This window comes from Ruegeria sp. YTSA226 (assembly GCF_059609905.1).
Window position 1 is genome coordinate 14,507 of the sequence record NZ_JBXWMQ010000021.1, and the last position, 24,633, is coordinate 39,139.

The window sequence follows — 24,633 nt, forward strand, 5'->3', positions numbered from 1 at the left end:
TCGGGGCGTTGGCGTCCGGGCCAGACCCGGACCCGCCATTTCCGGCCCGGGGAGGGGCCGGGTGGGGAGGAGAAAAAGATTGACTCAGACGCAGTCAGGCGCTGAAGGGATGCAGTCTCTTCCGGCGCTGCTACACCGCAATGTGGTTCAGTTCGGGGATGCCCCGGCCTATCGCGAAAAGGAATTCGGGATCTGGCAATGCTGGACCTGGGCCGAGGCGGCCAAGGAAATCCGCGCCATTGCGCTGGGGTTTCTTGAGATTGGCGTTGAAAAGGGCGACCATATCGCCGTCATAGGCCGGAACCGCCCGGCGCATTACTGGTCGATGGTTGCGGCCCAAATGGTGGGTGCGATTCCGGTGCCGCTCTATCAGGACGCGGTCGCCGAAGAGATGACATATGTGATGGAACATTGCGGTGCGAAATATGTCGTCTGCGGTGACCAGGAACAGGTCGATAAAGTCATCGAGATTCAGGAAAAAGTTCACCAGATCAAACACATCCTCTACACTGACAAGCGTGGGATGCGGAAATATGATCATTCCCAGATGAACGCGCTGGACGACATCAAGGCCGAAGGCAGCGCAGGTCATGCTCGCTTTGATGCCGAGCTGGACGCGCGTATCGCTGCGATCACCTATGACGACACTTGTGTGATGCTGTATACTTCGGGCACCACAGGCAAGCCGAAAGGCGTGGTGCTATCGAACCGCAATGTGATCGAAAGCGCCAAGAATTCTGCAGAGTTTGACCACCTGACCCGGAATGAGGACATCCTGTCCTATCTGCCGATGGCTTGGGTAGGTGATTTCATCTTTTCCATCGGTCAGGCCTATTGGTGCGGGTTCTGTGTAAACTGCCCCGAAAGCGCTGACACGATGATAACCGACCTGCGCGAGATCGGTCCGACCTATTTCTTTGCCCCGCCGCGAGTATTTGAAACGCAGCTGACCAACGTCATGATCCGGATGGAAGATGCGGGCAAGCTGAAGCAGCGTATGTTCCACCATTTTATGGCCCATGCCAAAAAGGTGGGTGGGTTACTGCTGGATGGCAAAGCGGTCGGGTTTGGTGATCGGATCAAATACGCGCTGGGCAATCTGCTGGTCTATGGGCCGCTGAAGGATACGCTGGGGTATGGCCGGTTCCGGGTCGGTTATACGGCAGGCGAGGCGATCGGGCCTGAGATTTTCGATTTCTACCGCTCGCTGGGGATTAACCTGAAGCAGCTTTATGGGCAGACCGAGGCGACGGTCTTCATCACCGTGCAGCCCGATGGCGAGGTGCGCGCCGATACGGTTGGTGTGCCCGCGCCAGATGTCGAGCTGAAGATCGCCGAAACGGGCGAGATCTACTATCGCTCGCCAGGTGTGTTTGTCGAATATTACAACAACCCGGACTCGACCGCCTCGACCAAGGATGCCGAGGGTTGGGTGGCCACGGGTGATGCCGGGTTCATTGAGGAAAGCAGCGGTCATCTGCGGATCATCGACCGCGCCAAGGACGTCGGAAAAATGGTCGATGGCTCGATGTTTGCGCCGAAATATGTTGAGAACAAGCTGAAGTTCTATCCCGATATTCTTGAGGTCGTGCTGTTCGGCAATGGCAAGGATCGCTGCGTGGCGTTCATCAATATCGACCTTACAGCCGTGGGGAACTGGGCCGAGCGCAACAACGTTGCCTATGGGTCCTATCAGGAACTGACGGCACATCCGCAAGTGTTAGAGACAATCAAGTCCCATGTGGAAGCGGTCAACAAATCGGTCGCCGCCGATGAAATGCTGTCGGGCTGTCAGGTGCATCGCTTTGTGGTGCTGCACAAGGAACTGGATGCGGATGACGGTGAGATGACCCGAACCCGCAAAGTGCGCCGGGGCTTTGTCGAAGAGAAATTCCACGACATCATCACCGCCCTTTACGACGGGTCTTCAAGCGTTTCGACCACTACCGAGGTGACCTATGAGGACGGCCGCAAGGGCTCGATCAGTGCCACACTTGAGATCGTGGATGCGCCGGTTGTAACGGTCACGCAACACAAGGTAGCGGCGGAATGAAGTCCGGTCCTGCGCCGCTCGACCTATGGTCATCGCCCGCCCGCCATTCCGTGTATTGCGTAAGTCAAGGAGGGGCTGATGTTGGATAGTTCCGAAGGATATGTCACCGAAGACGGCCGCAAGATCGGCGGCGTCGTGATGGAGATGAAGAACATCACTCTGCGCTTTGGCGGTGTGGTGGCGATCAAGGATATCTCGTTCGACATCCGTGAGGGTGAGATCCGCGCCATTATCGGTCCGAACGGGGCGGGTAAGTCCTCGATGTTGAACGTAATCTCGGGGTTCTATGTCCCACAAGAGGGCGAGGTCTGGTTTCACGGGGCCAAGCGCCCTCCAATGCGGCCCTATGAGGTCGCGCGGCAGGGGATTGCGCGAACATTCCAGAACATCGCCCTGTTCGAAGGCATGAGCGTTTTGGACAACGTCATGACCGGGCGCCTGAACTATATGAAGACCAATATCCTGCAGCAGGCTTGGTGGAAGGGTAAGGCCGAGGCCGAAGAGACCGAAAACCGAGAGGCAGTCGAACGGATCATCGACTTTCTCGAAATCCAGCATATCCGCAAGACGCCCGTTTCACGCCTGCCCTACGGCTTGAAAAAGCGGGTCGAACTGGCCCGGGCGCTGGCCGCTGAACCCAAGCTGTTGCTGCTGGATGAGCCGATGGCCGGGATGAATGTTGAAGAGAAAGAAGACATGAGCCGCTTTATCCTCGACGTGAATGATGAATTCGGCACCACCATCGCCCTGATCGAACATGACATGGGCGTGGTGATGGATCTGAGCGATCGGGTGGTCGTGATGGATTACGGCAAGAAGATCGGCGACGGAACGCCTGATGAGGTGCGCAACAATCAGGAAGTCATCGATGCCTATCTGGGGGTGAGCCATGACTGATCTACGGAACGGGCTGAGAAAATTCGACGAATTTTCCGGGATGACGCGCCAGATGAAATCTGTTCGGAGGACATAGGATGCCTGAACAACTCGTATTTGCGATGGAAGTCATCCTCAACGGTCTTATGGCCGGGGTGCTCTATGCGCTGGTCGCGCTGGGCTTTGTGCTGATCTACAAGGCGTCAGGGATTTTCAATTATGCGCAAGGGGTTATGGCCCTGTTTGCCGCGATGACTCTTGTCGGAATCATGAACGGGCAGGTGCCGTTTGCACATCTGATCAATGCGACTTTCGGGACGCATATCCATTACTTTGGCTGGAGTGTCCCTGCGCTGCTGGCGATTATTCTGACTATGGCGGTGATGGTTCTGCTGGCTTGGGCGGTGCAGCGGTTCGTGATGCGCCATCTGGTTGGCCAAGAGCCGATCATCCTGTTCATGGCCACCATCGGGCTGGCCTATTTCCTTGAGGGCGTGGCCGACCTGATGTGGGGGTCCGAGATCAAGACGCTGGATGTAGGCCTGCCGCAGGGCATCAACCTCTGGCTCGATGAGGCGACCTTTAACGTCTTCGGCTATGGGTTCTTCATCGACAATCTGGACATTGTGGCAACGGTAATTGCGGCGCTGCTGGTGGCAGCGCTGGTTGTGTTCAGCCAATATACCAAGCAGGGCCGGGCGATGCGCGCTGTGGCGGATGACCATCAGGCGGCGCTGTCGGTGGGGATTTCGCTGAATTTCATCTGGATCATGGTCTGGTCTGTGGCCGGGTTCGTGGCTCTGGTCGCGGGCATCATGTGGGGCACCAAGTCTGGCGTGCAGTTCTCACTGTCGCTGATCGCGCTCAAAGCGTTGCCGGTGCTGATGCTGGGCGGGTTTACCTCGATCCCCGGAGCCATCGTCGGAGGGTTGATCATCGGTGTGGGTGAGAAACTGTTCGAGTTCGCCATTGGCCCGATGGTTGGCGGTGCGACCGAGAACTGGTTTGCCTACGTGCTTGCGCTGATCTTCCTTGTGTTCCGGCCGCAGGGCCTGTTCGGCGAGAAGATCATCGAAAGGGTGTAGTCATGACCAAGCTCATCGCCATTCTCAACGTGATCGCATGGGCCGGGTTCTGGGCGTTTGGGTATATCGCCCTGACCTCGGACGATCTGACCGACAGCCAACTGACGATCGCCGCGATCCTGGCTTTTGCCGGGTTGGTCACGGGTGTCATGGCCTACATGAAACTTGTGCGCGCCTCAGAGGCGAGCGGATATGCCAAAGGCTCCAGCCAACTGAACACTGCTGCACGCGACCGGGCGCAGGAAGAATGGGGAAAGTAAGACATGTTTTATCGCGAGGCCGGAGATTTCAAAACCTCTTACGTGGAAGACAGCCAGACCTTTCCGATCAAATTTGACCGGTATCGGTACTATGTGGTGCTGGCAGTGGCATTTGGGATCATTCCATTCATCATCAATGACTACTGGGCGAACGCGCTGCTGCTTCCGTTTCTGATCTATGCGATCGCCGCCATCGGTTTGAATGTATTGGTTGGCTATTGCGGGCAGGTGTCGCTGGGTACCGGTGGGTTCATGGCTGTGGGGGCCTATGCCTGCTACAAGCTGATGACGGCCTTTCCCGAAGTCAGCATGTTCATCCATGTCATCCTTGCGGGCGGGATCACCGCCATTGTCGGTGTTCTGTTCGGATTGCCTTCGCTTCGGATCAAAGGGTTCTATTTGGCCGTGGCCACGCTTGCGGCGCAGTTCTTTCTGGTGTGGCTGTTCAACCGTGTGCCGTGGTTCTACAACTACTCGGCATCTGGGCAGATCAACGCGCCCGAGCGGGATGTGTTCGGCATCATCATCACAGGGCCGAATGCTCCGGCCTGGGCAACTTATCTGTTCTGCCTGATCTTCCTGACCTTCTGCGCCATCATTGCACGGAACCTGACTCGGGGAACGACCGGCAGGACATGGATGGCGATCCGCGACATGGATATCGCGGCCGAGATCATCGGGGTAAACCCGCTTAAGGCAAAACTGACCGCCTTTGCTGTCAGCTCATTTTTTGTGGGTATCGCGGGGGCGCTATTCTTTGCGGTCTATCTGGGCGCAGTTGAGGTTGGCGAAGTCTTTGGCATCCAGAAATCGTTCCTGGTCCTATTCATGGTCATTATCGGCGGATTAGGGTCTATCTTCGGCTCCTTCGCCGGGGCAGCTTTCTTGGTATTGCTGCCGGTTGTTTTGAAGGTGGTCGGTGTCGATCTACTGGGCTGGCCCACTGATATCGTTGCGCATCTCAATTTGGTGATCGTCGGCGCACTCATCATCATGTTCTTGATTCTGGAACCGCATGGACTGGCGCAGCTTTGGCGTGTGGCGAAAGAGAAACTCAGACTCTGGCCGTTTCCGCACTGACGGGCAGGCCCAAAGACAAGACGGGTGCAAAGCCCGAATTCAACATCGGACCAATCAAGGGAGGAGACACCCGATGAAGACGAAACTGGCAACCCTGGCGCTGGGCGCCATGATGGCCGCAGGTCCGGCCATGGCCGACCTTGTGTTCCCGTCGCTCAGCTATCGGACGGGACCATATGCGGCAGGCGGTATCCCGTTTGCTGACGGCTATGCCGATTATTTCACACTGCTCAACGAGCGTGACGGCGGCATCGGAGGTGTTTCGGCCAATGTGATTGAATGCGAAACCGGCTATAACACCGAAAAAGGCGTGGAATGCTATGAATCCACAAAGGGCGAAGGCGCCTTGGTATATCAGCCATTGTCGACCGGCATTACATACCAGCTGATCCCAAAAGTGACTGCAGATGGCATTCCGCTGCACACGATGGGCTATGGCCGGACCTCTGCTGCGAACGGCAAGGTATTCAGCCACGTGTTCAACTATCCGGCCAACTACTGGAACGGAGCTTCGGGCGCGATCAACTATCTGCTGAGCGAAAACGATGGTGACCTGAACGGTAAGAAAATCGCACTGGTCTATCACAACTCGGCCTATGGCAAGGAACCGATCCGCACGCTGGAAACCCTGGCTGAAAAGCACGGGTACGACCTGACGCTGCTGCCTGTTGACCACCCCGGTCAGGAACAGAAATCGCAGTGGCTGCAAATTCGCCGCGAAAAGCCTGATTATGTAATCATGTGGGGCTGGGGCGTGATGAACCAGGTCGCGGTGCAGGAAGCTGCGAACATCCGCTTCCCGATGGAAAACTTCATCGGTGTCTGGTGGTCTGGCGCTGAATTTGACGTGCAGCCCGCGGGCGACAAGGCAAACGGCTATAAGGCACTGACCTTTACCGGGCTGGGCATGGACTATCCGGTCTATGACGATCTGCAAAAATACGTGGTGGATGCAGGCAAAGCGGCGGGTGCGGGCGATCAGCTTGGCTCGGTTCAGTATAACCGCGGTCTCTATGCCGCCATGCTGGCCGCTGAAGCTGTGAAGACTGCGCAGGGAATCCACAATACCGCTGATATCGACGCATCCATGATGCGCGATGGTATGGAGGCGCTGGAAATGACCAACGCCAAGATGGAAGCGCTGGGCATGACCGGTTTCGGGCCTGAATTCTCGGTCTCGTGCGAAAATCACGGCGGACCCGGCCTTGTCGGCGTTGTGCAGTGGGATGCTGCGGCCGGAACCTGGAACCCGGTTCAGGACTTCCAGCCGACCGATGCAGATGTGATCAACACGTTGATCGAAGAAGATTCCGCAGCCTATGCAGCGGAAAACAACATCACACCCGGGTGTGAATAATGGCTGGCCCCGGTCTTGATCCGGGGCCGCGAAACTGACCAGAGCGGCGGGCAGCCGCCGCTCTATCCCAACGGTCCCTCGCGGGACAGTCATGAGGACACGCGCTGATGCTGGATGCGGCACAAACCACTGACGTGCAGGCGGAAACCCTGCTTGAGGTCAACAATATCGAGGTGATCTACAATCATGTGATCCTTGTGCTGAAAGGCGTCAGCCTAACGGTGCCCAAAGGGGGCATTACGGCCCTGCTGGGCGGCAATGGGGCAGGCAAGACCACCACACTCAAGGCTGTGTCGAACCTGCTGCATTCGGAACGGGGCGAAGTCACCAAGGGATCAATCAAGTATCGCGGGACCAGCGTGCATGAAAGCGATCCTGCAGATCTGGTGGAAAAAGGCGTCATCCAGGTGATGGAGGGCCGCCATTGTTTCGAACATTTGACGGTCGAGGAAAACCTGCTGACCGGCGCCTATACCCGCAAAGATGGTAAGGCCGCGATCCAACAGGATCTGGACCTTGTTTACACCTATTTCCCACGTCTGAAGGAACGCCGCCGCAGTCAGGCGGGTTACACGTCGGGCGGAGAGCAACAGATGGTTGCGATGGGTCGGGCGCTGATGTCGCGGCCCGAGACGATCCTGCTGGATGAGCCGTCCATGGGACTGGCCCCGCAGCTTGTCGAAGAGATTTTCGGCATCGTCCAAGATCTGAACGAAAAAGAGGGCGTCTCGTTTCTGCTGGCCGAGCAGAACACCAATGTGGCGCTCAGGTTCGCACATTATGGCTATATTCTTGAATCCGGCCGCGTTGTGATGGATGGCCCAGCTGCCGAGCTGCGCGAAAACCCCGATGTTAAGGAATTCTATCTGGGCATGTCGGATGACGGCCGCAAAAGCTTCCGCGATGTGCGCTCATACCGCCGCCGCAAGAGGTGGCTGTAGGCGGATGGAGGATTTGGCGATGACGAAATTCTACGATGCGCTAGAAACCCGCTCGGCCGACCAGCGCGCCTCTGAACAGGCTGAGGCGTTGCAGGTACAGATCACGCGCGCGAACTCGGCTCCGGGGTTTGCGGCGCATATGGCGGATGTTGATACGGCAGCTGTAAAGTCGCTGGACGACCTTGTGAAGCTGCCAGTTCTGCGCAAGTCCGATATGGCTAAGGCGCAGGCGTCGCGCCCGCCCTTTGGCGGGTTTACCGTCAAACCGGCCCGGCATTTCCATCATGTTTTCCAGTCGCCCGGCCCGATCTATGAGCCCGGCAGCACCGATCACGACTGGTGGCGGATGGGGCGGTTCCTGCACGCAGCAGGTGTCGGGCCCGGAGACATCGTTCAGAATTGCTTTGGCTATCACCTGACCCCGGCGGGCATGATCTTTGAAAGTGGCGCGCGGGCGGTGGGGGCTGCGGTGCTGCCTGCCGGCACAGGCCAAACCGAACTGCAGGTAACCGCCGCGCGCGATGTCGGCTGCACCGCTTATGCGGGCACACCGGATTACCTCAAGGTCATTTTGGACAAGGCCGATGAGATGGGCGTGGCACTGGATTTCGTGACTGCCGTTGTTGGCGGCGGTGCTTTGTTCCCGTCTTTGCGTCAGGAGTACGCCAATCGCGGTATCGCCTGTCTGCAATGCTATGCCACCGCCGATCTGGGCAGCATCGCTTATGAAAGCCCGGCGATGGACGGGATGATCATTGATGAGCATGTCATCGTCGAGATCGTCACCCCCGGAACCGGAAACCCGGTCGCGCCGGGTGAAGTGGGTGAGGTTGTCGTGACCTCACTGAACCCCGATTATCCGCTGATCCGGTTTGCCACCGGTGATCTGTCGGCGGTTCAACCTGGTCAGTCACCTTGCGGTCGTACCAACATGCGCATCAAGGGCTGGATGGGACGCGCGGATCAGACAACCAAGATCAAGGGTATGTTCGTGCGCCCTGAACAGGTCGCGGCGCTGGTCGACAAGCATGATGAAATCGTCAAGGCGCGCGTCATTGCCGCCCGCCAGGGTGAGATGGACACGATGACGGTTCAGATCGAAAGCGCCGGCGGAAATGACTTGGTTTATGCGAAATCCGTCGTCGAGGTGCTGAAGCTGAAAGGCGCGATCGAAGTCGTGGCGCCGGGATCGCTGCCGAAAGATGGTTTGGTGATCGAGGATCAGCGCGTCTACGAATGAAGGCTGTGCAACTCTGCGGCAGTATGTGTCGCAGATTTGTTTCGCTGCCCACTGGTGTTTCCGAGCGTTTTGGTCGATTAAAGACGGACTCTGCGCCTTAGCCAGTTAAAGCCGGGATCATGGCCGATATCGAAATCTCTGAGCACGGACGGCGCAACCGCGGCGCTGTAGGTACACGCCTCGTCGGCGTAGTGGCCTGCCTTGTGGCGGCAGCCTGTCTGTTGCCGATGCTTGCGGTTGTTCTGGCCGCTACGACGGGCGGCACGGATACGGTTTCGCATCTCCTGGAAACTGTTCTGCCCGGCTATGCTATGACGACGCTGATACTGGTCGTGCTGGTGGCCACGGGCACGCTTTCCATCGGCGTGGGCGCAGCTTGGCTCGTGACGATGACGCGGTTCCCTGGCGTGCGCATTCTGGAAATTGCGTTGGTGCTGCCGCTGGCCTTTCCGGCCTATGTGCTGGCCTATGCCTATACATTCATTCTTGATCACCCGGGCATTGTCCAGACCACCCTGCGTCAGGTAACGGGCTGGGGCCCGCGCGACTATTGGTTCCCCGAGATTCGGTCGACCGAGGGTGCGGCGGTGATGTTGATCTTGGTCTTGTATCCTTACGTCTACCTGTTGGCCCGGGCCGCTTTTCTGCAGCAGAGTGCAACGGCCTTTCTGGCAGCGCGCGCGTTGGGCAAAAGTCCGTGGCTGGCCTTTTGGCACGTTTCGCTGCCAATGGCGCGCCCGGCGATTGCGGGTGGCGTGCTGCTTGCCATCATGGAAACCATCGCCGATTTCGGCACCGTGGCCTATTTCGGGGTGCAGACATTTGCCACGGGCATCTATACCAGTTGGTTTTCGATCGGTGATCGGGTGGGTGCGGCGCAGCTGGCGCTCTGCCTTCTGGGCTTTGCGCTGGTCATGGCCGTGGCAGAACGGATGCAGCGCGGGAAGGCCAAATACTATCAGGCAGGCAAAAGCCACGCCTCGCTGCCATCCGCCCGGCTGAAGGGCTGGCAAGCGGGCGCGGCTTTTGCCCTGTGTGCCATACCGGTGCTGTTCGGATTTCTGTTGCCGGTGTTCATTCTGGTTCAGATGGGGATGGAGTCCGAACAGAACCTTCTGTCACGGCGCTATCTCGGGTTCATTCAGAATTCGCTGACGCTGGCCGGTGTGGCGGCGTTTGTTACGGTCTTTGCGGCCATCAGCGTTGGGTTCTTCCAGCGATTGCGGCCGGGGAGGGTGTCCTCTGGTGCCGGGTACATGGCGCGGCTGGGCTATGCGGTTCCAGGCGGTGTGATTGCCGTCGGGCTGATGGTGCCTTTTGCCAGTTTCGATAACGCACTGGATGCATGGATGCGGCAGAATTTCGACCTGTCGACCGGGTTGCTTGTTACCGGTTCGATCTGGCTGTTGGTAGCCGCTTATATGGTGCGGTTTCTGGCCGCCGCGCTCAGCGCATATGAGGGAGGGCAGAGCACGGTGCATGCCAATATGGATGCGGCCTCGCGGTCTTTGGGGCAGACGCCGCTAGGGACGTTGCGCCGGGTGCATTTGCCGATTCTGACACCCTCCTTGCTGACAGCTTTGTTGATCGTCTTTGTGGACGTGATGAAAGAGCTTCCCGCGACCCTGATCATGCGGCCTTTCAATTTCGATACGCTGGCGGTGCAGGCCTATAGGCTGGCATCAGACGAGCGGTTAGAGGGCGCTGCTGTGCCCTCGCTGGTCATATTGGCAGTGGGGTTGCTGCCGGTGATCCTGATCTGTCGGCAAGTCGGGCGACAGCGTTAGACTTGACCAAAAAACCACACCTATTTGCGGATGGGCTTGATTCGAACGCGTTTTCCGGCAAGGCTTGAACCATGAACATGCAGCCTCCCAGCCGGTATTCTGCAAACTCGACCCAGATGCCCGTCGCGTTCGATCGGCACGAGATGTCCCAAATCCTTTCTGTCTATGGCCGGATGGTCGCCGCCGGAGAATGGCGCGACTACGGGATTTCGAACCTGTGTGATATGGCGGTGTTTTCCATTTTCAGGCGCACAGCAGAACATCCGATCTATCGGGTTGAAAAGGACCCGCGTCTGCGGGCACGACAAGGGATGTATTCGGTGGTCGGTATGGATGGTCGCATCCTGAAACGCGGTCATGATCTGCGCACGGTTCTGCGGGTATTGGAACGCAAGCTGATACGGTCGGTCGACTTGGATTAGAGCCTTTTATGGGCGGTCACGGGCCCATCGCCCTGTTCCAGAATGCGCGTGATTGCAACATCCATCGGCTCAAAGGTCACGTCCATGTGGAACGCATTTGCGTGCAGCAGCATATTGTCGCCGTAGACCCAGGCCACATGCCCTTTCCAGAACAACAGATCACCGCGCTGAGCGGGTGTGCCAGGGGTCAGCGCCTGACCCAGATCACGCTCCTGGTAGCCACTATCACCGGGGCAGGGCAGCCCACAAGCCAGCATTCCGGCCTGAACCAGACCTGAACAATCAAGTCCGAACCGGCTGTTGCCGCCCCAAAGATAGGGCGTTCCCAGAAACAGCTCGGCCACGGCGACCGGATCGGTCAGGGTTACGTTGATCTGTTTGGCGTGTATGGCCGGGATAAAGCCTAGTTCCGTCTCAAGAAATCCATTCTGTTCGGACAGGGCCTGAACCTTGCTGCCAAAGCTTAACGAGGTTCGGTCCCGGGATTTCATCGCGGGCTGCTCATAAGCATGGGTTGAGGGCGCGGTGATCCAATGGGTGGCAGGCAATTCGGGAGCCAGACAGTCTGACCGGACCCAGCCCGCATAGCCGTCCTTGTCCGAGGTGATCCGGCTCCAGCCCTTGTTCTCTTCATGCGTGCAAACACCATCCCCATACAAAAGCTGGCGATCTCGCGGCCCGTCCGGGGCGCGCAACAGGTCGATGACCGGTTGTATGATGCGGTGCCGGGTCATATGTCCAAAATCTCAGGCAGGGCCGTCAGAAGGGCGCGGGGCCCCTGACCGAACCCGCCCTTGCTGCGTCCGGGTTCCTTGCTGCGCTGCCACGAGAAGATGTCGAAATGCATATAGGGGCTGTCACCGACAAACCTGCGCAGGAACAGCGCGGCGGTGATCGAACCGGCAAAACCACCTGCCGGAGCGTTATCCAGATCGGCAATGCCGGGTTCGATCAGGCCCTCATAGGGGTCATGGAAAGGCATGCGCCAGACAGGATCGGCTGCTCTGCCTGCAGCGTGGGTCAAGGCATCAGCCGCGGCATCGTTGTCGGTATAGAACGGCGCCAGATCGGCGCCCACTGCCACACGTGCCGCCCCGGTCAGCGTCGCCATCGAGATCACCAGATCCGGTTCGCCCTCATCCGCCAGCGCCAATGCATCGGCCAGAACCAAGCGCCCTTCGGCATCGGTATTGTTGATCTCAACGGTCAGCCCCTTGCGCGAGGTCAGGATGTCGCCGGGCCGGAAGGCGTTGCCCGCAACGGAATTCTCTACTGCCGGGATCAGCACGCGCAGCTGCACGGGCAGCTCTAGGGCCATGATCATCCGGGCCAGCCCCAATACATTTGCGGCCCCGCCCATATCTTTCTTCATCAGCCCCATCGAGGCGCCGGGTTTCAGGTTTAGCCCGCCAGTGTCAAAGCAGACGCCCTTGCCGACAAGGGTCAGCTTTGGGCCTGTCACGCCCCAGTTCATCTCAATCAGACGGGGCGCTTGTGCGGCGGCGCGGCCAACCGTGTGGATCATGGGGAAGTTCTGCTCTAGCAGGGCGTCGCCCAGAACAACCTCGAAAGAGGCGCCGAATTCCTGTGCCAGGGCTTCGGCTGCGCTATGAAGCTGTTCCGGCCCCATATCAGAGGCCGGTGTATTGACCAGATCGCGGGTCAAGGCCTCGGCCCCGGCCAGAATTTCAAGCCGGGCGGTGTCGATGCCGTCGGGGGCAACCAAACGAGCCTTGGCCGGGGATTGGCTGGCATAGCGGTCAAAGGCATAACCGGTCAGCAACCACCCCAGGCATTCGATTTCGAGATCCGCTTGGTCTATGCCCGATGCGATGTGATATGTGCCTTCGGGCAGGGCTTCGGCGGCGGCGGCCAGCGGAAACCGCTTGCGGGCCCGGCCTGTGGTTGTGCCATACCCCGCCAAAGCAGACTGTACCGCACCGTCAGCGCCGGGAATCAGTAAGACCTGACCCAGTGCACCGGTAAATCCACTGATCTTGGCCCAGGTCGTCACGGCTTCGGGCTGGCCCGCCAGCCAATCGTCCAGATCCGGCTGGGCAATGACGTGAAGGGAGACAGATGCGTCCGACGATGGAGCGAAAGATAGGGTCATGGAAATCTCGACTGTTGTGGCTTATGCCCAACCTAGCCGTCCATGGACCGTCCGCAAGCCCTGTCAGACCGAAAGATCTTGCTGATCCCAGATCACAGTCAGCGATTTCTCACCCACCCTGATCAGCCGCGACAGGGTGGCCCCGGCGGCGACCGAGTCGCCCGCATCCACATTTTGTGCCACATCATTGGCCACACCGGCTAACGCAGTCATTCCGATCTGTTCGGCAATCGCCACAAGGGATCGCGCACATTTGCGCAGCCCGGCCCAGTCACGCTGTCGCCAAAACCGCTCGCAATTCGACAGGCGCACCGCCAATTCCTCGACCGTGCGACACAGCACGTCCAACGCGTTTTTCTCACCCAGTTGTCGATACAGCCCATTCAGACGATCCGAATCCAGCCGCACTGTTTCTTTGTGTTCAAGCGTGACGATCTTATCCACCACATTCACCCCAATTCCATACGCCCCCACGGCATAGCCCGAATGTGGTGCGCAATTCCTTTGCAAAACCTTGCCATGGGGCAGGATAATGGCTCGAATTTTCTTCGAATTCAGGTTACAGCAGTCCACCGAGACACGAACAGGGACACAAGAATGGAATTCGCCAAACCTTTGCCAAACTATCTGGTCAATCGGTATCATGGCTGGAAAGCCACCACATATTCGGAAAACCAGGTCTGGTATCGCCGTCTGGCCACCGAAGGGCAGCGTCCGCGGGCCATGGTGATTTCCTGTTGCGACAGCCGGGTTCATGTCACCTCGATTTTTGGGGCGGATCAGGGTGAGTTCTTTATTCACCGCAACATTGCCAATCTGGTGCCGCCTTATGCGCCCGACGGTGATCATCACGGCACCAGTGCTGCCATCGAATACGCGGTGACCGCGCTGAAAGTGGCGCATCTGATCGTGCTGGGCCATTCCCAATGCGGTGGTGTGCAGGGCTGTATCGACATGTGCAAGGGCCAGGCACCACTGCTGGAAGCCAAAGAAAGCTTTGTTGGTCGCTGGATGGATATCCTCAAACCAAAATATGATCTGGTTGCCGATATCGAAGACAGCACCGACCAAGCGCGCCAGTTCGAACGGCAGGCGGTTGTTGCTTCGCTCGAAAACCTGATGACCTTCCCCTTCATCTCCGCGGCGGTAGAGAGCGGCTCGCTCAGCCTGCACGGTTTGTGGACAGATATCGGTGAAGGTGGCCTTCAGTGTTATGATCCCGGCGAAAAGAAATTCGTGGTCGTCTGACCCGGCGGATTTTCGACAATTTCAGGCAGCGCGGATCAGACTACTGATTCCGCGCTGTTTTTTTGATAAGTTTGGGATGTCATTTTAGGGATTCGGAGCATTCCATGCGATTGATCAAACGTGTTCTTGTCACCTTGCTAGTCTTGATTCTGGTTCTGGTAGGGGTGTCCTTTATATTGCCAGGCAAAGCAGATGTTTCGCGTAGCATCACGATTGATGCCTCGCCCGAGGTCATCTTTCCTTATGTCAACTCCATGCAGGAGACCGAGAAATGGTCGCCATGGTTATCTCGTGATCCCGAGACGAAGCTGACCTATGGCGGGCCTGATTCCGGGGTCGGGAATGTGCTGAACTGGTCGTCGGATCACCCGCAGGTCGGCACCGGTTCGCAAGAGATCACCGAAAGCGTTGAAAACCAGATGGTCAGAACCGCCTTGGATTTTGGTCCAATGGGCACTGCCATTGCCATGTTTGAACTGCAGCCGGAGGGCAGCGGCACCAAAGTGACCTGGGGGTTTGAATCCGAATTGGGTATGAATCCCATGTCCCGCTGGATGGGGCTGATGATGGATAAATGGGTTGGCGGAGATTACCAGCGCGGGTTGGATAATCTGAAAACGCTGGTCGAGGGGCAGGGGTGATTTAGAGGACCCCGAGGTGTATTCGGATGGCGGCTTTGAGCCCCGAGCAGTCGTTACAAAGCTGGCTTTGAGCAAAGGACTTCATCTGGAACTCAGTCCAGCGTGTTCTTGTAGACTTTGCCGTCTTTCATGATCAGATCGAAATTCTCATGCGGGTCTGCGATCAGGTCGATATCTTGCAGCGGATTGCCGTCCACAAGGATTAAGTCGGCATAAGCGCCCTTTGCGATTACACCCAAATCGCCTTGTTGATAGGGGTGGCGCGGGCCTGAGAGTTTGAGCAGTTCAGCATTGGTTGAAGTCGCCATTTTCAGCACCTCGTATGGCGTGTACCAGCGCTGCAACTTGGCAAGGAACGCGCCTTGACGTTCGGCCAGTTTGGGATCGAACAGGATGTCGGTGCCGAAAGCGACTTTCACGCCAACTTCTTTCGCCGTTTTGTAGGTGAAATCTGTACCGTTGGTGACGTCGATCCATTTCTGCTGGCTAACAGGGTCGTCGAAAGAAAAGCCATCCTCGTCATCCAGAAGAGGCTGCACTGACAACCACACGTCGTTGTCGCGCATCAGTTCCATCGTTTCGCGGCTCATCAAGAAGCCATGCTCGATGGACTTAACGCCAGCGGCAACGGCTATCTCCACTGCCTCGTCCGTGAAGACATGAGATGCAACATAGGTGTTGTAGGTGTCAGCCACCTCTACGAATGCCTCGATTTCGGCCTTGGTGTATTGGCGTACATCCAGAGGGTCATAGGTAGATGACACCCCGCCACCGGTGGAAATCTTAAGCTGGCTTGCGCCCATGCGCATGATTTCACGCGCGCGTTTGACCACTTCCGGAACACCATCAGCCTGCGCCATCAAACCAACGCTGTACCAGTACCATTGCGAATCCGCGCCGTTCGTCGGAACCGCTTGGTAGGGGCGATAGTCAAAGTGGCCGCCGGTTTGTGTCACGGGTGGGCCGGACGGCAGAATACGGGGGCCTTCGATCTCGCCTGCGTCAATCATCCGTTTTATGGCAAATGAATTGCCGCCAACGTCGCGCACCGTTGTAAAGCCGCGCATTAACGTGCCTTCGGACCCGATGGCACCCCGCACCGCGACCTCAAGAATATCGCCGGTCACAACCACACTCTGCGGATTGCAACAGTAAAGCGTGTGCCAGTGCACGTCGATCAGGCCCGGCATCAACGTGCGCCCGCCACCGTCGATGACGATACCATTGGCGACGGCGAGGGGTTCTGAGGACACATCTGTGATCAGATTGTCGGTTACAACGACATTGGCATTTGCAATCATTTCCTCATTCACACCATCAAACACGTTGACGTTTGTGAACAGTATCGGTCCCCCATCCTGGGAGAGCGCTTGCGAACTGGTTATTGCAAGAGCAATCGACGAAACTGCGGCAAGTTTGGGAAAATGCATTCGAAATTCCTCAGAAAATTCTGTCGGATAAACCATCCCAGCGGAAGCAAGATTTTTCAAGCATTACCTCGCTTTTCTCCAAGGTCGGCTTTGTCCGCCTAGCCGACGTTCAATAAAAAAAAACCCCCCGCTGACCATGCAGCGGGGTTTACTTAATCAATGCTAAGGGTTGTGCGTATCGCTCACCCCTTCTTCAGGACCTCACGGCCCAGCAATTCGGCGATTTGTACCGCGTTCAGCGCTGCGCCCTTGCGCAGGTTGTCACTGACGCACCACAGGTTCAGGCCGTTCTCGATGGTTGAATCCTGACGGATGCGGCTGATGAAGGTGGCGAAATCACCTGCGCATTCGATCGGCGAGACGTAGCCGCCCGGTTCGCGCTTATCGATCACCATGATACCTGGTGCTTCGCGCAGGATGTCACGGGCTTCGTCTTCGTCCAAGAATTCCTCGAACTCGATATTCACGGCCTCTGAATGGCCGACAAAGACCGGAACGCGGACGCAAGTGGCTGTAACCTTGATCGAGGGATCGACGATCTTCTTGGTTTCGACAACCATCTTCCACTCTTCTTTAGTCGAGCCGTCTTCCATGAAGACGTCGATCTGCGGAATGACGTTGAAGGCGATCTGCTTCTGGAACTTGTTCGGCGGAACTTCGGTGGTGGGGTTGTAGATGGCTTTGGTCTGATCCCACAGCTCATCCATCCCTTCTTTGCCCGCGCCGGAAACCGACTGATAGGTCGACACGACGACGCGCTTGATCTTGGCGCGGTCATGCAGCGGTTTCAGCGCGACAACCATCTGCGCGGTCGAGCAGTTGGGGTTGGCGATGATGTTCTTGTTCTTATAGTCGTGGATCGCCTCGGGGTTACATTCCGGCACGATCAGCGGAATTGCAGGGTCATAGCGATACAGGGACGAGTTGTCGATCACCACGCAGCCAGCCGCCGCCGCCTTGGGGGCGTAGACCTTGGTCGCCTCGGATCCCACGGCAAACAGCGCCATGTCCCAGCCGGTGAAATCAAACGTGTCCAGGTCTTTGGTCGTGAGTGTCTTGTCGCCAAAGCTTACTTCGGTTCCCAGCGACCGACGGCTTGCCAGCACGGCAAGTTCATCGATGGGGAACTGGCGTTCTGCCAGAATGTTCAGCATTTCGCGGCCCACATTACCTGTGGCGCCGACGACTACGACGCGATAGCCCATTTCATGTCTCCAAAGTTAAGGACGCGCGTTCATAGCCGCGTTGCAGCAAAGAAAAAAGAGGTTTCACGGGATATTTCCCCCAATGACACCGATTTGACGCGGTGCATCGCCTCAGGCGTCGGTTAGAAGCCGTTCATAGAGCGCCACCAAGGTCTTTGCCTCGCCGTAGATGTCGAAATTCTGTTCCACATGGACGCGGGCGGCGCTGCCGGATAGCGCCAGCGACTCGGAGTTCGACAGCATTTCAGCGGCGGCATCAGCCAGGGCGGGAATGTTCCCCGGTTCGACCACATGGCCCAGTGAGGGGTCGGTCACGATCTCTGCAAAGGCACCAACATCGGTTGCCACCACAGGCACGCCGCAGGCCATCGCCTCGAGCGGGGTCAGACCAAAGCCTTCCCAGCGTTGCGGCGCGATGAACAAGTCCAGCACCTGGTACCACTCGGCGATCTGATCCACAGTGACCTCGGGTTTGAATAGGATGCGGTCAGACAGGCCCGCCTTGGCGACCTTGTCTTTCAACTCGGCCAGAAAGCCGGTGTGTTTTTCGGTCGCGCGGCCCATGACGATGCCATGGACGTCTTCGAAACGGCCACAAAGGTCGATCATCGCATCGACGAAAGCATCGGTGCCTTTCTGGTGCCGGATACGGCCATAGCACCCAAGCAGCAGACCACTGGGCAGGCCAAGTTTGCCCCGCAGGGCGGCTTTGTCCACGGGCGGGGTGAAATTCTGCAGGTTGATGCCATGCATGATGACCTGCGCGTCCCGCTCAAGATATCCGGCGGTTTTGCGCGAGGTGGCAACCACCGCGTCCATCTGGTCGATCAGCCATTTGGTATAGCCCGTATGCGACCGCTGCGAGGCGCTGGTGAATAGCAGTTTCAGGCGCAGACGAAAGACATTGCGCAGGAACAGGCCCAACAGCATCTCGGTATTGCGGCGCGCATGCCAGACGCGCGTGGTCTTGCGCGACAGAAAGGGCAGGCGGCCCAGCGGGATATGGGGCAGGTCGGCTGGAAGGCCCGGTCCGGTGGCGGCGATGTCGATCCATTGCACCTGCAAAGGCACCAGCCGCGCAATCGTCGCGGTCACGCCGGACAGCCTGCGTTTGAGGTTGGGTGCGATGACAACAGGGTCGGACATGGGCTCTCCCGATGGTTCCAGCGTCAGTCAACGCTGTCGCGGCTGAATAGGTAAATCACGCATCCAATGGCAAGCGTGACTGCAAAAAAGCCGAATATCGCTGTGTAGGGCGCGGTTGGACTGATGTCCACTGTCGCGGCATGGACGCGGCCGGTGACAAATTGCGCCAGTCCCACTCCGCCGATGCCGAACAGATTCAACAGGGTCATGCCACGCCCGACCAGATGCGGCGGCACGAAGGCGCGGCCATGGGCCATGATGACCGGAAAGCTGGCGCCCATGAATCCGATCACCGCCATCAGACTTACTGACACCCAGACCGCCATGTCGATCCACAGGCACAACAGCCCCAGCGCCGCCGCGCCCAAGGCATTGCCGCCAAAGATCACCCATTTCCGTGTTCCCAGCAGCCGGTCCAGTGGCCCATAGGCAAAGGTACCGGCAATCATAGCCGCCCCCATGACCAGCGTCGCGGTTCCGATCTGCGTAGTGCTGAGGGCGAAAACGTCGTTCAGATATGGACCCGCCCACAGGCCTCGTGTCGCAGCCGCGGGGGCGTAGGCCACCAGCATCAGCGGCAGGATGGCCCACAGGGCAGGTTCTTTCAGCAGGTCCAGCACTGACCCGCGATGCTCGGTCTCAACCGGTTTGGGGTCGTGAACGCTGATCCAGATGCCCGTTGCGATAATGGCCGAGACGATGGCCAGTGTAGCCATTGTGGCGCGCCAGCCCATCAGTTCGACCGCAAGTGCTGTGGGGTAGGAGGCCACAAGATTGCCGACCGACCCAACGCCCAGCATGATGGCTGCTAGCGTGGCAAAGCGGGCGGGCGGGTATTCGCGGGCAAAGATGTAATAGGATGCCATCAGAACGGGCGAGCACCCGACTCCGATCAGCCCCATCGCGATTGCGATATGAAACGGGGTGCTGGCCACTGCAAACAACGCAGCGCCGCCCGCGCCACCTGCCAGCAACAAAACCGCAGCCGTCAAACGCGGCCCGATCCGGTCCAGCGCCCAACCCACTGGCAGTTGCATGGCGGCAAAAACCAGAAACCAAAGCCCCGAGGCAAAGGCCAGATCTTCGGGCCTTGCCCCGATGTCACGCCCCAGATCGACGCTGAGAACGGCAAGAAAGGCGCGAAAAAATTGGCTGAGCACATAGCCCAGACACAGAACCACCAGTCCGGTTTTCATGAGACGCCTCTTTCGCCCAACCCGCCAGCAAATGCTTGGCATGTCCCCGTGATATGTACAAGCGCGTGTGCTATGATGTTTTCAGCGGACATCGAACAAATTTGGGCTATCTGAAGGTCTATTCATATTGTCGAGGAACCAATGAAAGATGCACAGGCCGCATTTTATGACAGCCTTCCGCTGTTGCGGGATTTTAACAATCTGACCGATCCTGAACGCTTTACCGCGGTGCCGACGGAATGGGTTCTTGGTGTCGCAGATGTCGTGGATTCCACCGGTCAGATAGAGCGGGGACGATACAAGGCCGTGAACATGGTTGGGGCCGCGGTGATCTCGGCCATGATCAATGCGCTTCGCGGGCAAGAATTTCCCTATGTCTTTGGGGGTGATGGTGCCGGGTTCGCCGTACCGGCAAGCGCGGCAGAGGCAGCACGTAGCGTTCTGGCCGATTTGCGGCGCTGGGCAGAAGAAGAGTTCTCGATCGCGTTGCGTGGGGCCGTCGTGCCCGTCACCGAAATCCGGCAGGCGGGCAAGGATCTTCGGGTTGCGCGTTACGCGCCATCCGAGGGGGTGGATTATGCAATGTTCTCGGGCGGTGGTCTGGCCTGGGCCGAGGCCGAGATGAAAGCAGGCCGGTTTGAGGTTCCGTACGCAGCCCCTGGTGCGCTGCCGGATTTGACCGGGCTGTCCTGCCGCTGGTCCAACAGCAAGGCGCAGAATGGTCAGATTGTCTCGGTGGTGGTTCAGCCAACTGCCCGCGCTACCGAGACCGATTTCGCCGACCTGTCAAGGGCTGTTCTAGTGGCCGCTGAAGGATTGGACCGGTCCGGCCACCCGATGCCGGAAAGCGGCCCTCCGATCCGCTGGCCTCCGCCTGGTTTGGCGCTGGACGCCCATGTGTCCCGTGCGGGTCGCAATCTTTTGCTGCAGAAAATCAAGCTGTTGGCGCAGAATTTGATGATCGGGCTGCTGTTCAAATCCGGCAAGCGATTGGGGAATTTTGAGCCGGAACACTATAAGCGCACGGTCAGCCGCAATGCGGATTTCCGCAAATTCGATGACGGGCTGAAAATGACCCTGGATTGTGACCCGGCCACCCTGAACCAGATTCAGACCGTTCTTGAACAGGCCCGGAAACAGGGCAGGATCCGATACGGGCTGCACGCGCAGGATGAGGCGATGATGACCTGCTTTGTCCCCTCAGCCACCCGTGACGATCACGTCCATTTCGTCGATGGTGCCTCGGGCGGGTATGCTCAGGCGGCCTCGGCGATGCGGGCTTAGGCCTTCCACCTTGCGGCCAGGGCACGCGCCGCCTGTGTCAGCAGCATCACGTCGATCCCCACCGCTTGGAACTGGGCGCCCATGTCCTTATAGGCCTGCGATGCCTCATCCGTGACACCAAGAATGCCCGGGGCTTTGCCTGCTGCAACGATGCGCTTCATCGCGTCGGCGATCACCGCCTGGACTTCGGGCGCGGCGCTGTTTCCCTGAAAACCCATGTCAGTGGACAGGTCAGACGGACCGATAAACACGCCATCCACGCCTTCTACCTGTGCAATGGCATCCAATGCGGCGATACCGGCGCGGTTTTCCACCTGTAACAGCAGACATATCTGATCGTCTGCGGTCTGAATGTAGTCCTGAACCGTTCCATATTGCGTTGCGCGTGAGGCCATCGCGCCGACGCCTCGCACACCTTGGGGCGGATAGTGGCAGGCACGTACCAGATCGCGCGCCTGTTCGGCACTTTCCACCATCGGTACCAGGATTGTCTGAGCACCTGCGTCCAGTACCATCTTGATCAATGCGGTGTCGCCCACCGGGATTCGCACGACGGGATGTGTCGGACTGGCGGCCAGCGCGATCAGCTGATCCCGGATGGACCGGATATCATTCGGCGCGTGCTCACCGTCGATCACCAGCCAGTCGAATCCGGCAGTGCCCATGATCTCGGCTGTTACCGCCTCAGCAAAGCTGGACCAACACCCAATCAGATGGTCGCCGTTTTTCAGGGCTTGTTTGAACGTGTTGACGGGTGCGGACATGTGGAACCTCTAGTTTAGCGAGCGGGCGATTTCAGTGATCACGTCAAATGCCATTTGGACGTCTGCCTGCGTGGTCTCAAACTGACCGGCCTGAAAGCGGATCACCAAGTCGCCATCAACGCGGGTTTGAGTCAAGTAAATGCGGCCATCATCATTGATCGCATTGACCAGCCGTAGGTTCAGATCGTCCAGATCGGTTGATCCAGGGGGGGCATAGCGGAATGTCCACAATGACCACATAGGGTTAGTGGTGATTTCGAAATCGGATTCAGCTTTCAGCCGGTCATGCAGAGCCACTGACCATGTTATATGATTGCGCAACCTTTCACGTAGCCCTTCCAGACCATAGGCGCGGATGACGAACCACAGTTTCAGGGCTCGGAACCTGCGGCCCAGCGGTACCGACCATTCAGAATAATTTATGATCCCGTCCTTGCCGTGGGTCTTCAGGAATTCCGGGCTGATCGCGAGTGTCCGTACCAGATCATCGGGGTCCTTCAGAAAATGGGCGCAGCAATCGAACTGAACACCCAGCCATTTATGCGGGTTGAACACGATGCTGTCGGCTTGCTCGACTCCCTCCCAGTAATGGCGGTATTCGGGGCATATCATGGCCGAGCCAGCCCAAGCTGCATCGACATGCGAATATAGCCCGTATTTTTGCGCAATCTTCAGACATTCCTCTACTGGATCGGCCGCGCCGGTTCCGGTGCCGCCGACGCAGAGGATCACGCCGGTTGGTTGATAACCAGAGTCTAAATCGGCTTGGATTGCTGTTTCCAGCGCCTGTGGGTCCATCCCGCGCCAGTCGCCTTGTATGGGCACCCGCACCAGATTTTCCTGCCCGATCCCCGCAACCCATATGGCACGATCAACCGAGGTATGGACCTCGGCCGAGCAATATACGCGCAGCGGTTTCTGTCCGAACAACCCTTGTTGGTTGCCCTGCCAATTCAGCGCCTTTTCCCGCATGGTCAGCACAGCGGCCAGGGTCGCGGACGAGGCGGAATCCTGAATGACACCTGCAAAGCCCGTGGGCAGATCCAGGGCCTGCCGCAACCAATCCATCATCCGCGTCTCCATCTCGGTCGCGGCGGGGGATGTCTGCCACAACATGCATTGCGGAGCGATGGCGCTGGTTAGAAACTCGGCCAGAACCGACGGGGCCGAGGCGTTTGCATTAAAATAGGCAAAAAAGCGAGGATGTTGCCAATGGGTAATCCCAGGCATCACGATCTGTTCGAAATCGTGAAAGATTTCCTCCATCGCCTGGGAGCGCTCGGGAGGGCGCGCGGGTAAGGCGTTAAGAATATCACCGGGTTCCGTTCTGGCCCGAACCGGATTGTCGCCGACAGTCAGATGGTAGTCCTGTGCCCACTCAGCAATCTTGGCGCCCCAATCCGAGAATTCATCCCAGTTCATTTTATCTTCCAATCTTCTCTGAACACCGCTTTCGATCCTGTGCCAGTGATGAATATCCGGGTTGAAACGTCAACGCCCTTTGCAGGAATCCAGTGGTCTGAGGTTTTTCTGAATATGTTTCCGCAGAGAGAAATGGAATAATTTAAGCTCTAATAAGCGATAAATGCCTGGAATTCCAAACACGGAAAGGTCAGTTGAAGAATGAACCGAATTCGGCCAGAATTTAACATGGCTCATGAAATTCCATTGACGTCCCGGTCTTTGCCTATTGCGCTGCTGCGCGCGAGGGAACGGGTTATGGGGCCCATCCGTAGAATGCTTGTCGAGGCAGGTGTAACCGAACAGCAATGGCGGGTTCTGCGAGTGCTGGAAGAGGAAGGCCCGCAAGAGCCCACCCATATTGCTGACCGTGCCTGTCTGCTTTTGCCCAGCCTGACCCGCATTCTGCAAAAGCTTGAGGCCAAGGGCCTTGTCGTGCGGAAAAGCCATCCGGTCGACAAGCGCAGGCAGATTGTTGAGATCACGGTCAAAGGGGCAGGGATTATCCGGGATAACATCGACTATACGTTGCTATTGGCTGAAGAAATCCGCAACACGCTGGGACCAGAGAGGCACGAGGCGTTGCTGGATCTTCTCAACGATCTGCACGAGTTGAAATTACAATCAGATTCTCGGGACTAACGGTGTGTGGGCTCCGCCAGAGGGCCTTTGTGACCTCTCTGGCGGAGTGGCCAGGCCCGAGTGGACCATGTGCCTGGCCTACAGCCGGATACGAGGGGTGTTCAAACGATCCGGCAACGTTTCAGAGAACATCAGACCCCGAAAATCGGGGTTTCTCAGGCGCAAACTTACCCAGGGGGATGGGTGTTTAGCCGTGGTCCTCTGAATACTCGCACCCGGATTTTAGCGATTTCTGCCGTCCACGCGGGTGTCTTCGCAAGAAGGCGAAGGATTGGTGGTCCGCCGCCTTTGTGAGTGGTGACGTCTCAGTGCTGAACGCTTTCTGTTAGCAACAAGCTAGCGCGATACAGCGGTTTTCCAAGGTTTAACGGCTAAAAACTGAATGAGCTGTCGCAGTGTTTT

At 57.9% G+C, this 24,633-nt stretch carries 23 protein-coding genes; 14 read left to right on the forward strand and 9 right to left on the reverse strand.

The window, feature by feature from the left end:
• Positions 1-109 precede the first annotated feature (109 nt).
• From AC2FFF_RS18340 to AC2FFF_RS18385, 10 genes are all read left to right on the forward strand, one after another.
• Positions 110-2,053 carry an AMP-binding protein gene (locus tag AC2FFF_RS18340; protein WP_271950721.1) on the forward strand — a complete coding sequence of 648 codons (1,944 nt, stop codon included), beginning with the start codon at positions 110-112 and terminating at the stop codon, positions 2,051-2,053.
• A 78-nt stretch (positions 2,054-2,131) separates the two neighbouring features.
• A complete protein-coding gene (locus AC2FFF_RS18345) occupies positions 2,132-2,950 on the forward strand; it encodes an ABC transporter ATP-binding protein (protein WP_142637523.1) in 819 nt (272 codons plus the stop codon).
• Between the two features lie 77 nt (positions 2,951-3,027).
• The gene (locus tag AC2FFF_RS18350) at positions 3,028-4,014 is read left to right on the forward strand and encodes a branched-chain amino acid ABC transporter permease (RefSeq protein WP_142637525.1); all 987 of its coding nucleotides are present in this window, start codon (positions 3,028-3,030) and stop codon (positions 4,012-4,014) included.
• Positions 4,015-4,016: 2 nt separating this feature from the next.
• Entirely contained in the window at positions 4,017-4,274 is a 258-nt protein-coding gene (locus AC2FFF_RS18355) for a hypothetical protein (RefSeq protein WP_271950685.1), read from the forward strand.
• Between the two features lie 3 nt (positions 4,275-4,277).
• Positions 4,278-5,354: a branched-chain amino acid ABC transporter permease gene (locus AC2FFF_RS18360; RefSeq protein ID WP_142637529.1), complete on the forward strand. Its 1,077-nt coding sequence runs from the start codon at positions 4,278-4,280 to the stop codon at positions 5,352-5,354.
• A 73-nt stretch (positions 5,355-5,427) separates the two neighbouring features.
• Positions 5,428-6,711 (forward strand): ABC transporter substrate-binding protein, encoded by a 1,284-nt coding sequence (locus AC2FFF_RS18365; RefSeq protein WP_271950686.1) that lies wholly within the window; start codon positions 5,428-5,430, stop codon positions 6,709-6,711.
• Between the two features lie 107 nt (positions 6,712-6,818).
• Positions 6,819-7,652, forward strand: coding sequence for an ABC transporter ATP-binding protein (locus tag AC2FFF_RS18370; protein WP_271950688.1), 834 nt, complete (start codon positions 6,819-6,821; stop codon positions 7,650-7,652).
• Between the two features lie 19 nt (positions 7,653-7,671).
• On the forward strand, positions 7,672-8,892 hold the full coding sequence (locus tag AC2FFF_RS18375) for a phenylacetate--CoA ligase family protein (protein ID WP_281973872.1): 1,221 nt from the start codon (positions 7,672-7,674) through the stop codon (positions 8,890-8,892).
• Positions 8,893-9,011: 119 nt separating this feature from the next.
• A complete protein-coding gene (locus tag AC2FFF_RS18380) occupies positions 9,012-10,679 on the forward strand; it encodes an ABC transporter permease (RefSeq protein ID WP_281973871.1) in 1,668 nt (555 codons plus the stop codon).
• A 71-nt stretch (positions 10,680-10,750) separates the two neighbouring features.
• Positions 10,751-11,101 (forward strand): DUF2794 domain-containing protein, encoded by a 351-nt coding sequence (locus AC2FFF_RS18385; protein ID WP_271950694.1) that lies wholly within the window; start codon positions 10,751-10,753, stop codon positions 11,099-11,101.
• On the opposite strand, the gene AC2FFF_RS18390 is transcribed toward AC2FFF_RS18385, so the two are convergent.
• The 3 genes from AC2FFF_RS18390 to AC2FFF_RS18400 all read right to left on the reverse strand — a co-directional run bounded on the left by AC2FFF_RS18390 (position 11,098) and on the right by AC2FFF_RS18400 (position 13,667).
• Positions 11,098-11,835: a C40 family peptidase gene (locus AC2FFF_RS18390; RefSeq protein ID WP_281973870.1), complete on the reverse strand. Its 738-nt coding sequence runs from the start codon at positions 11,833-11,835 to the stop codon at positions 11,098-11,100. The two genes, AC2FFF_RS18385 and AC2FFF_RS18390, sit on opposite strands and share 4 nt — an antisense overlap.
• Entirely contained in the window at positions 11,832-13,214 is a 1,383-nt protein-coding gene (locus AC2FFF_RS18395; RefSeq protein WP_281973869.1) for a leucyl aminopeptidase family protein, read from the reverse strand. The genes AC2FFF_RS18390 and AC2FFF_RS18395 overlap by 4 nt, the downstream gene beginning before the upstream one ends.
• A 63-nt stretch (positions 13,215-13,277) precedes the next feature.
• Positions 13,278-13,667: a hypothetical protein gene (locus AC2FFF_RS18400; RefSeq protein ID WP_281973882.1), complete on the reverse strand. Its 390-nt coding sequence runs from the start codon at positions 13,665-13,667 to the stop codon at positions 13,278-13,280.
• Positions 13,668-13,811: 144 nt separating this feature from the next.
• On the opposite strand from AC2FFF_RS18400, the gene AC2FFF_RS18405 reads away from it, so the two are divergent.
• On the forward strand, positions 13,812-14,462 hold the full coding sequence (locus tag AC2FFF_RS18405; protein WP_142637545.1) for a carbonic anhydrase: 651 nt from the start codon (positions 13,812-13,814) through the stop codon (positions 14,460-14,462).
• A gap of 104 nt (positions 14,463-14,566) precedes the next feature.
• Positions 14,567-15,103 (forward strand): SRPBCC family protein, encoded by a 537-nt coding sequence (locus AC2FFF_RS18410; protein ID WP_281973868.1) that lies wholly within the window; start codon positions 14,567-14,569, stop codon positions 15,101-15,103.
• Positions 15,104-15,195: 92 nt separating this feature from the next.
• Here the strand turns inward: AC2FFF_RS18410 and AC2FFF_RS18415 are convergent, their stop codons facing one another.
• The 4 genes from AC2FFF_RS18415 to AC2FFF_RS18430 form a co-directional block, all read right to left on the reverse strand.
• Positions 15,196-16,533 carry a metal-dependent hydrolase family protein gene (locus tag AC2FFF_RS18415; RefSeq protein WP_281973867.1) on the reverse strand — a complete coding sequence of 446 codons (1,338 nt, stop codon included), beginning with the start codon at positions 16,531-16,533 and terminating at the stop codon, positions 15,196-15,198.
• Positions 16,534-16,715: 182 nt separating this feature from the next.
• The gene (locus AC2FFF_RS18420) at positions 16,716-17,738 is read right to left on the reverse strand and encodes an aspartate-semialdehyde dehydrogenase (protein ID WP_142637551.1); all 1,023 of its coding nucleotides are present in this window, start codon (positions 17,736-17,738) and stop codon (positions 16,716-16,718) included.
• Between the two features lie 111 nt (positions 17,739-17,849).
• A complete protein-coding gene (locus AC2FFF_RS18425) occupies positions 17,850-18,884 on the reverse strand; it encodes a glycosyltransferase family 4 protein (protein WP_281973865.1) in 1,035 nt (344 codons plus the stop codon).
• 23 nt (positions 18,885-18,907) lie between these two features.
• Positions 18,908-20,080, reverse strand: a complete 1,173-nt coding sequence (locus tag AC2FFF_RS18430) for an MFS transporter (RefSeq protein WP_281973864.1) — start codon at positions 20,078-20,080, stop codon at positions 18,908-18,910.
• A 141-nt stretch (positions 20,081-20,221) separates the two neighbouring features.
• On the opposite strand from AC2FFF_RS18430, the gene AC2FFF_RS18435 reads away from it, so the two are divergent.
• Complete coding sequence (locus AC2FFF_RS18435; RefSeq protein WP_271952612.1) at positions 20,222-21,364, forward strand: DUF3095 domain-containing protein; 1,143 nt, start codon at positions 20,222-20,224, stop codon at positions 21,362-21,364.
• On the opposite strand, the gene AC2FFF_RS18440 is transcribed toward AC2FFF_RS18435, so the two are convergent.
• A complete protein-coding gene (locus tag AC2FFF_RS18440; RefSeq protein ID WP_281973863.1) occupies positions 21,361-22,128 on the reverse strand; it encodes an HpcH/HpaI aldolase family protein in 768 nt (255 codons plus the stop codon). The genes AC2FFF_RS18435 and AC2FFF_RS18440 overlap by 4 nt on opposite strands.
• A 9-nt stretch (positions 22,129-22,137) precedes the next feature.
• Complete coding sequence (locus tag AC2FFF_RS18445; protein ID WP_142637560.1) at positions 22,138-23,550, reverse strand: pyridoxal phosphate-dependent decarboxylase family protein; 1,413 nt, start codon at positions 23,548-23,550, stop codon at positions 22,138-22,140.
• A 228-nt stretch (positions 23,551-23,778) separates the two neighbouring features.
• On the opposite strand from AC2FFF_RS18445, the gene hpaR reads away from it, so the two are divergent.
• Positions 23,779-24,231 (forward strand): homoprotocatechuate degradation operon regulator HpaR, encoded by a 453-nt coding sequence (gene hpaR, locus AC2FFF_RS18450; RefSeq protein ID WP_281973862.1) that lies wholly within the window; start codon positions 23,779-23,781, stop codon positions 24,229-24,231.
• Positions 24,232-24,633 lie beyond the last annotated feature (402 nt).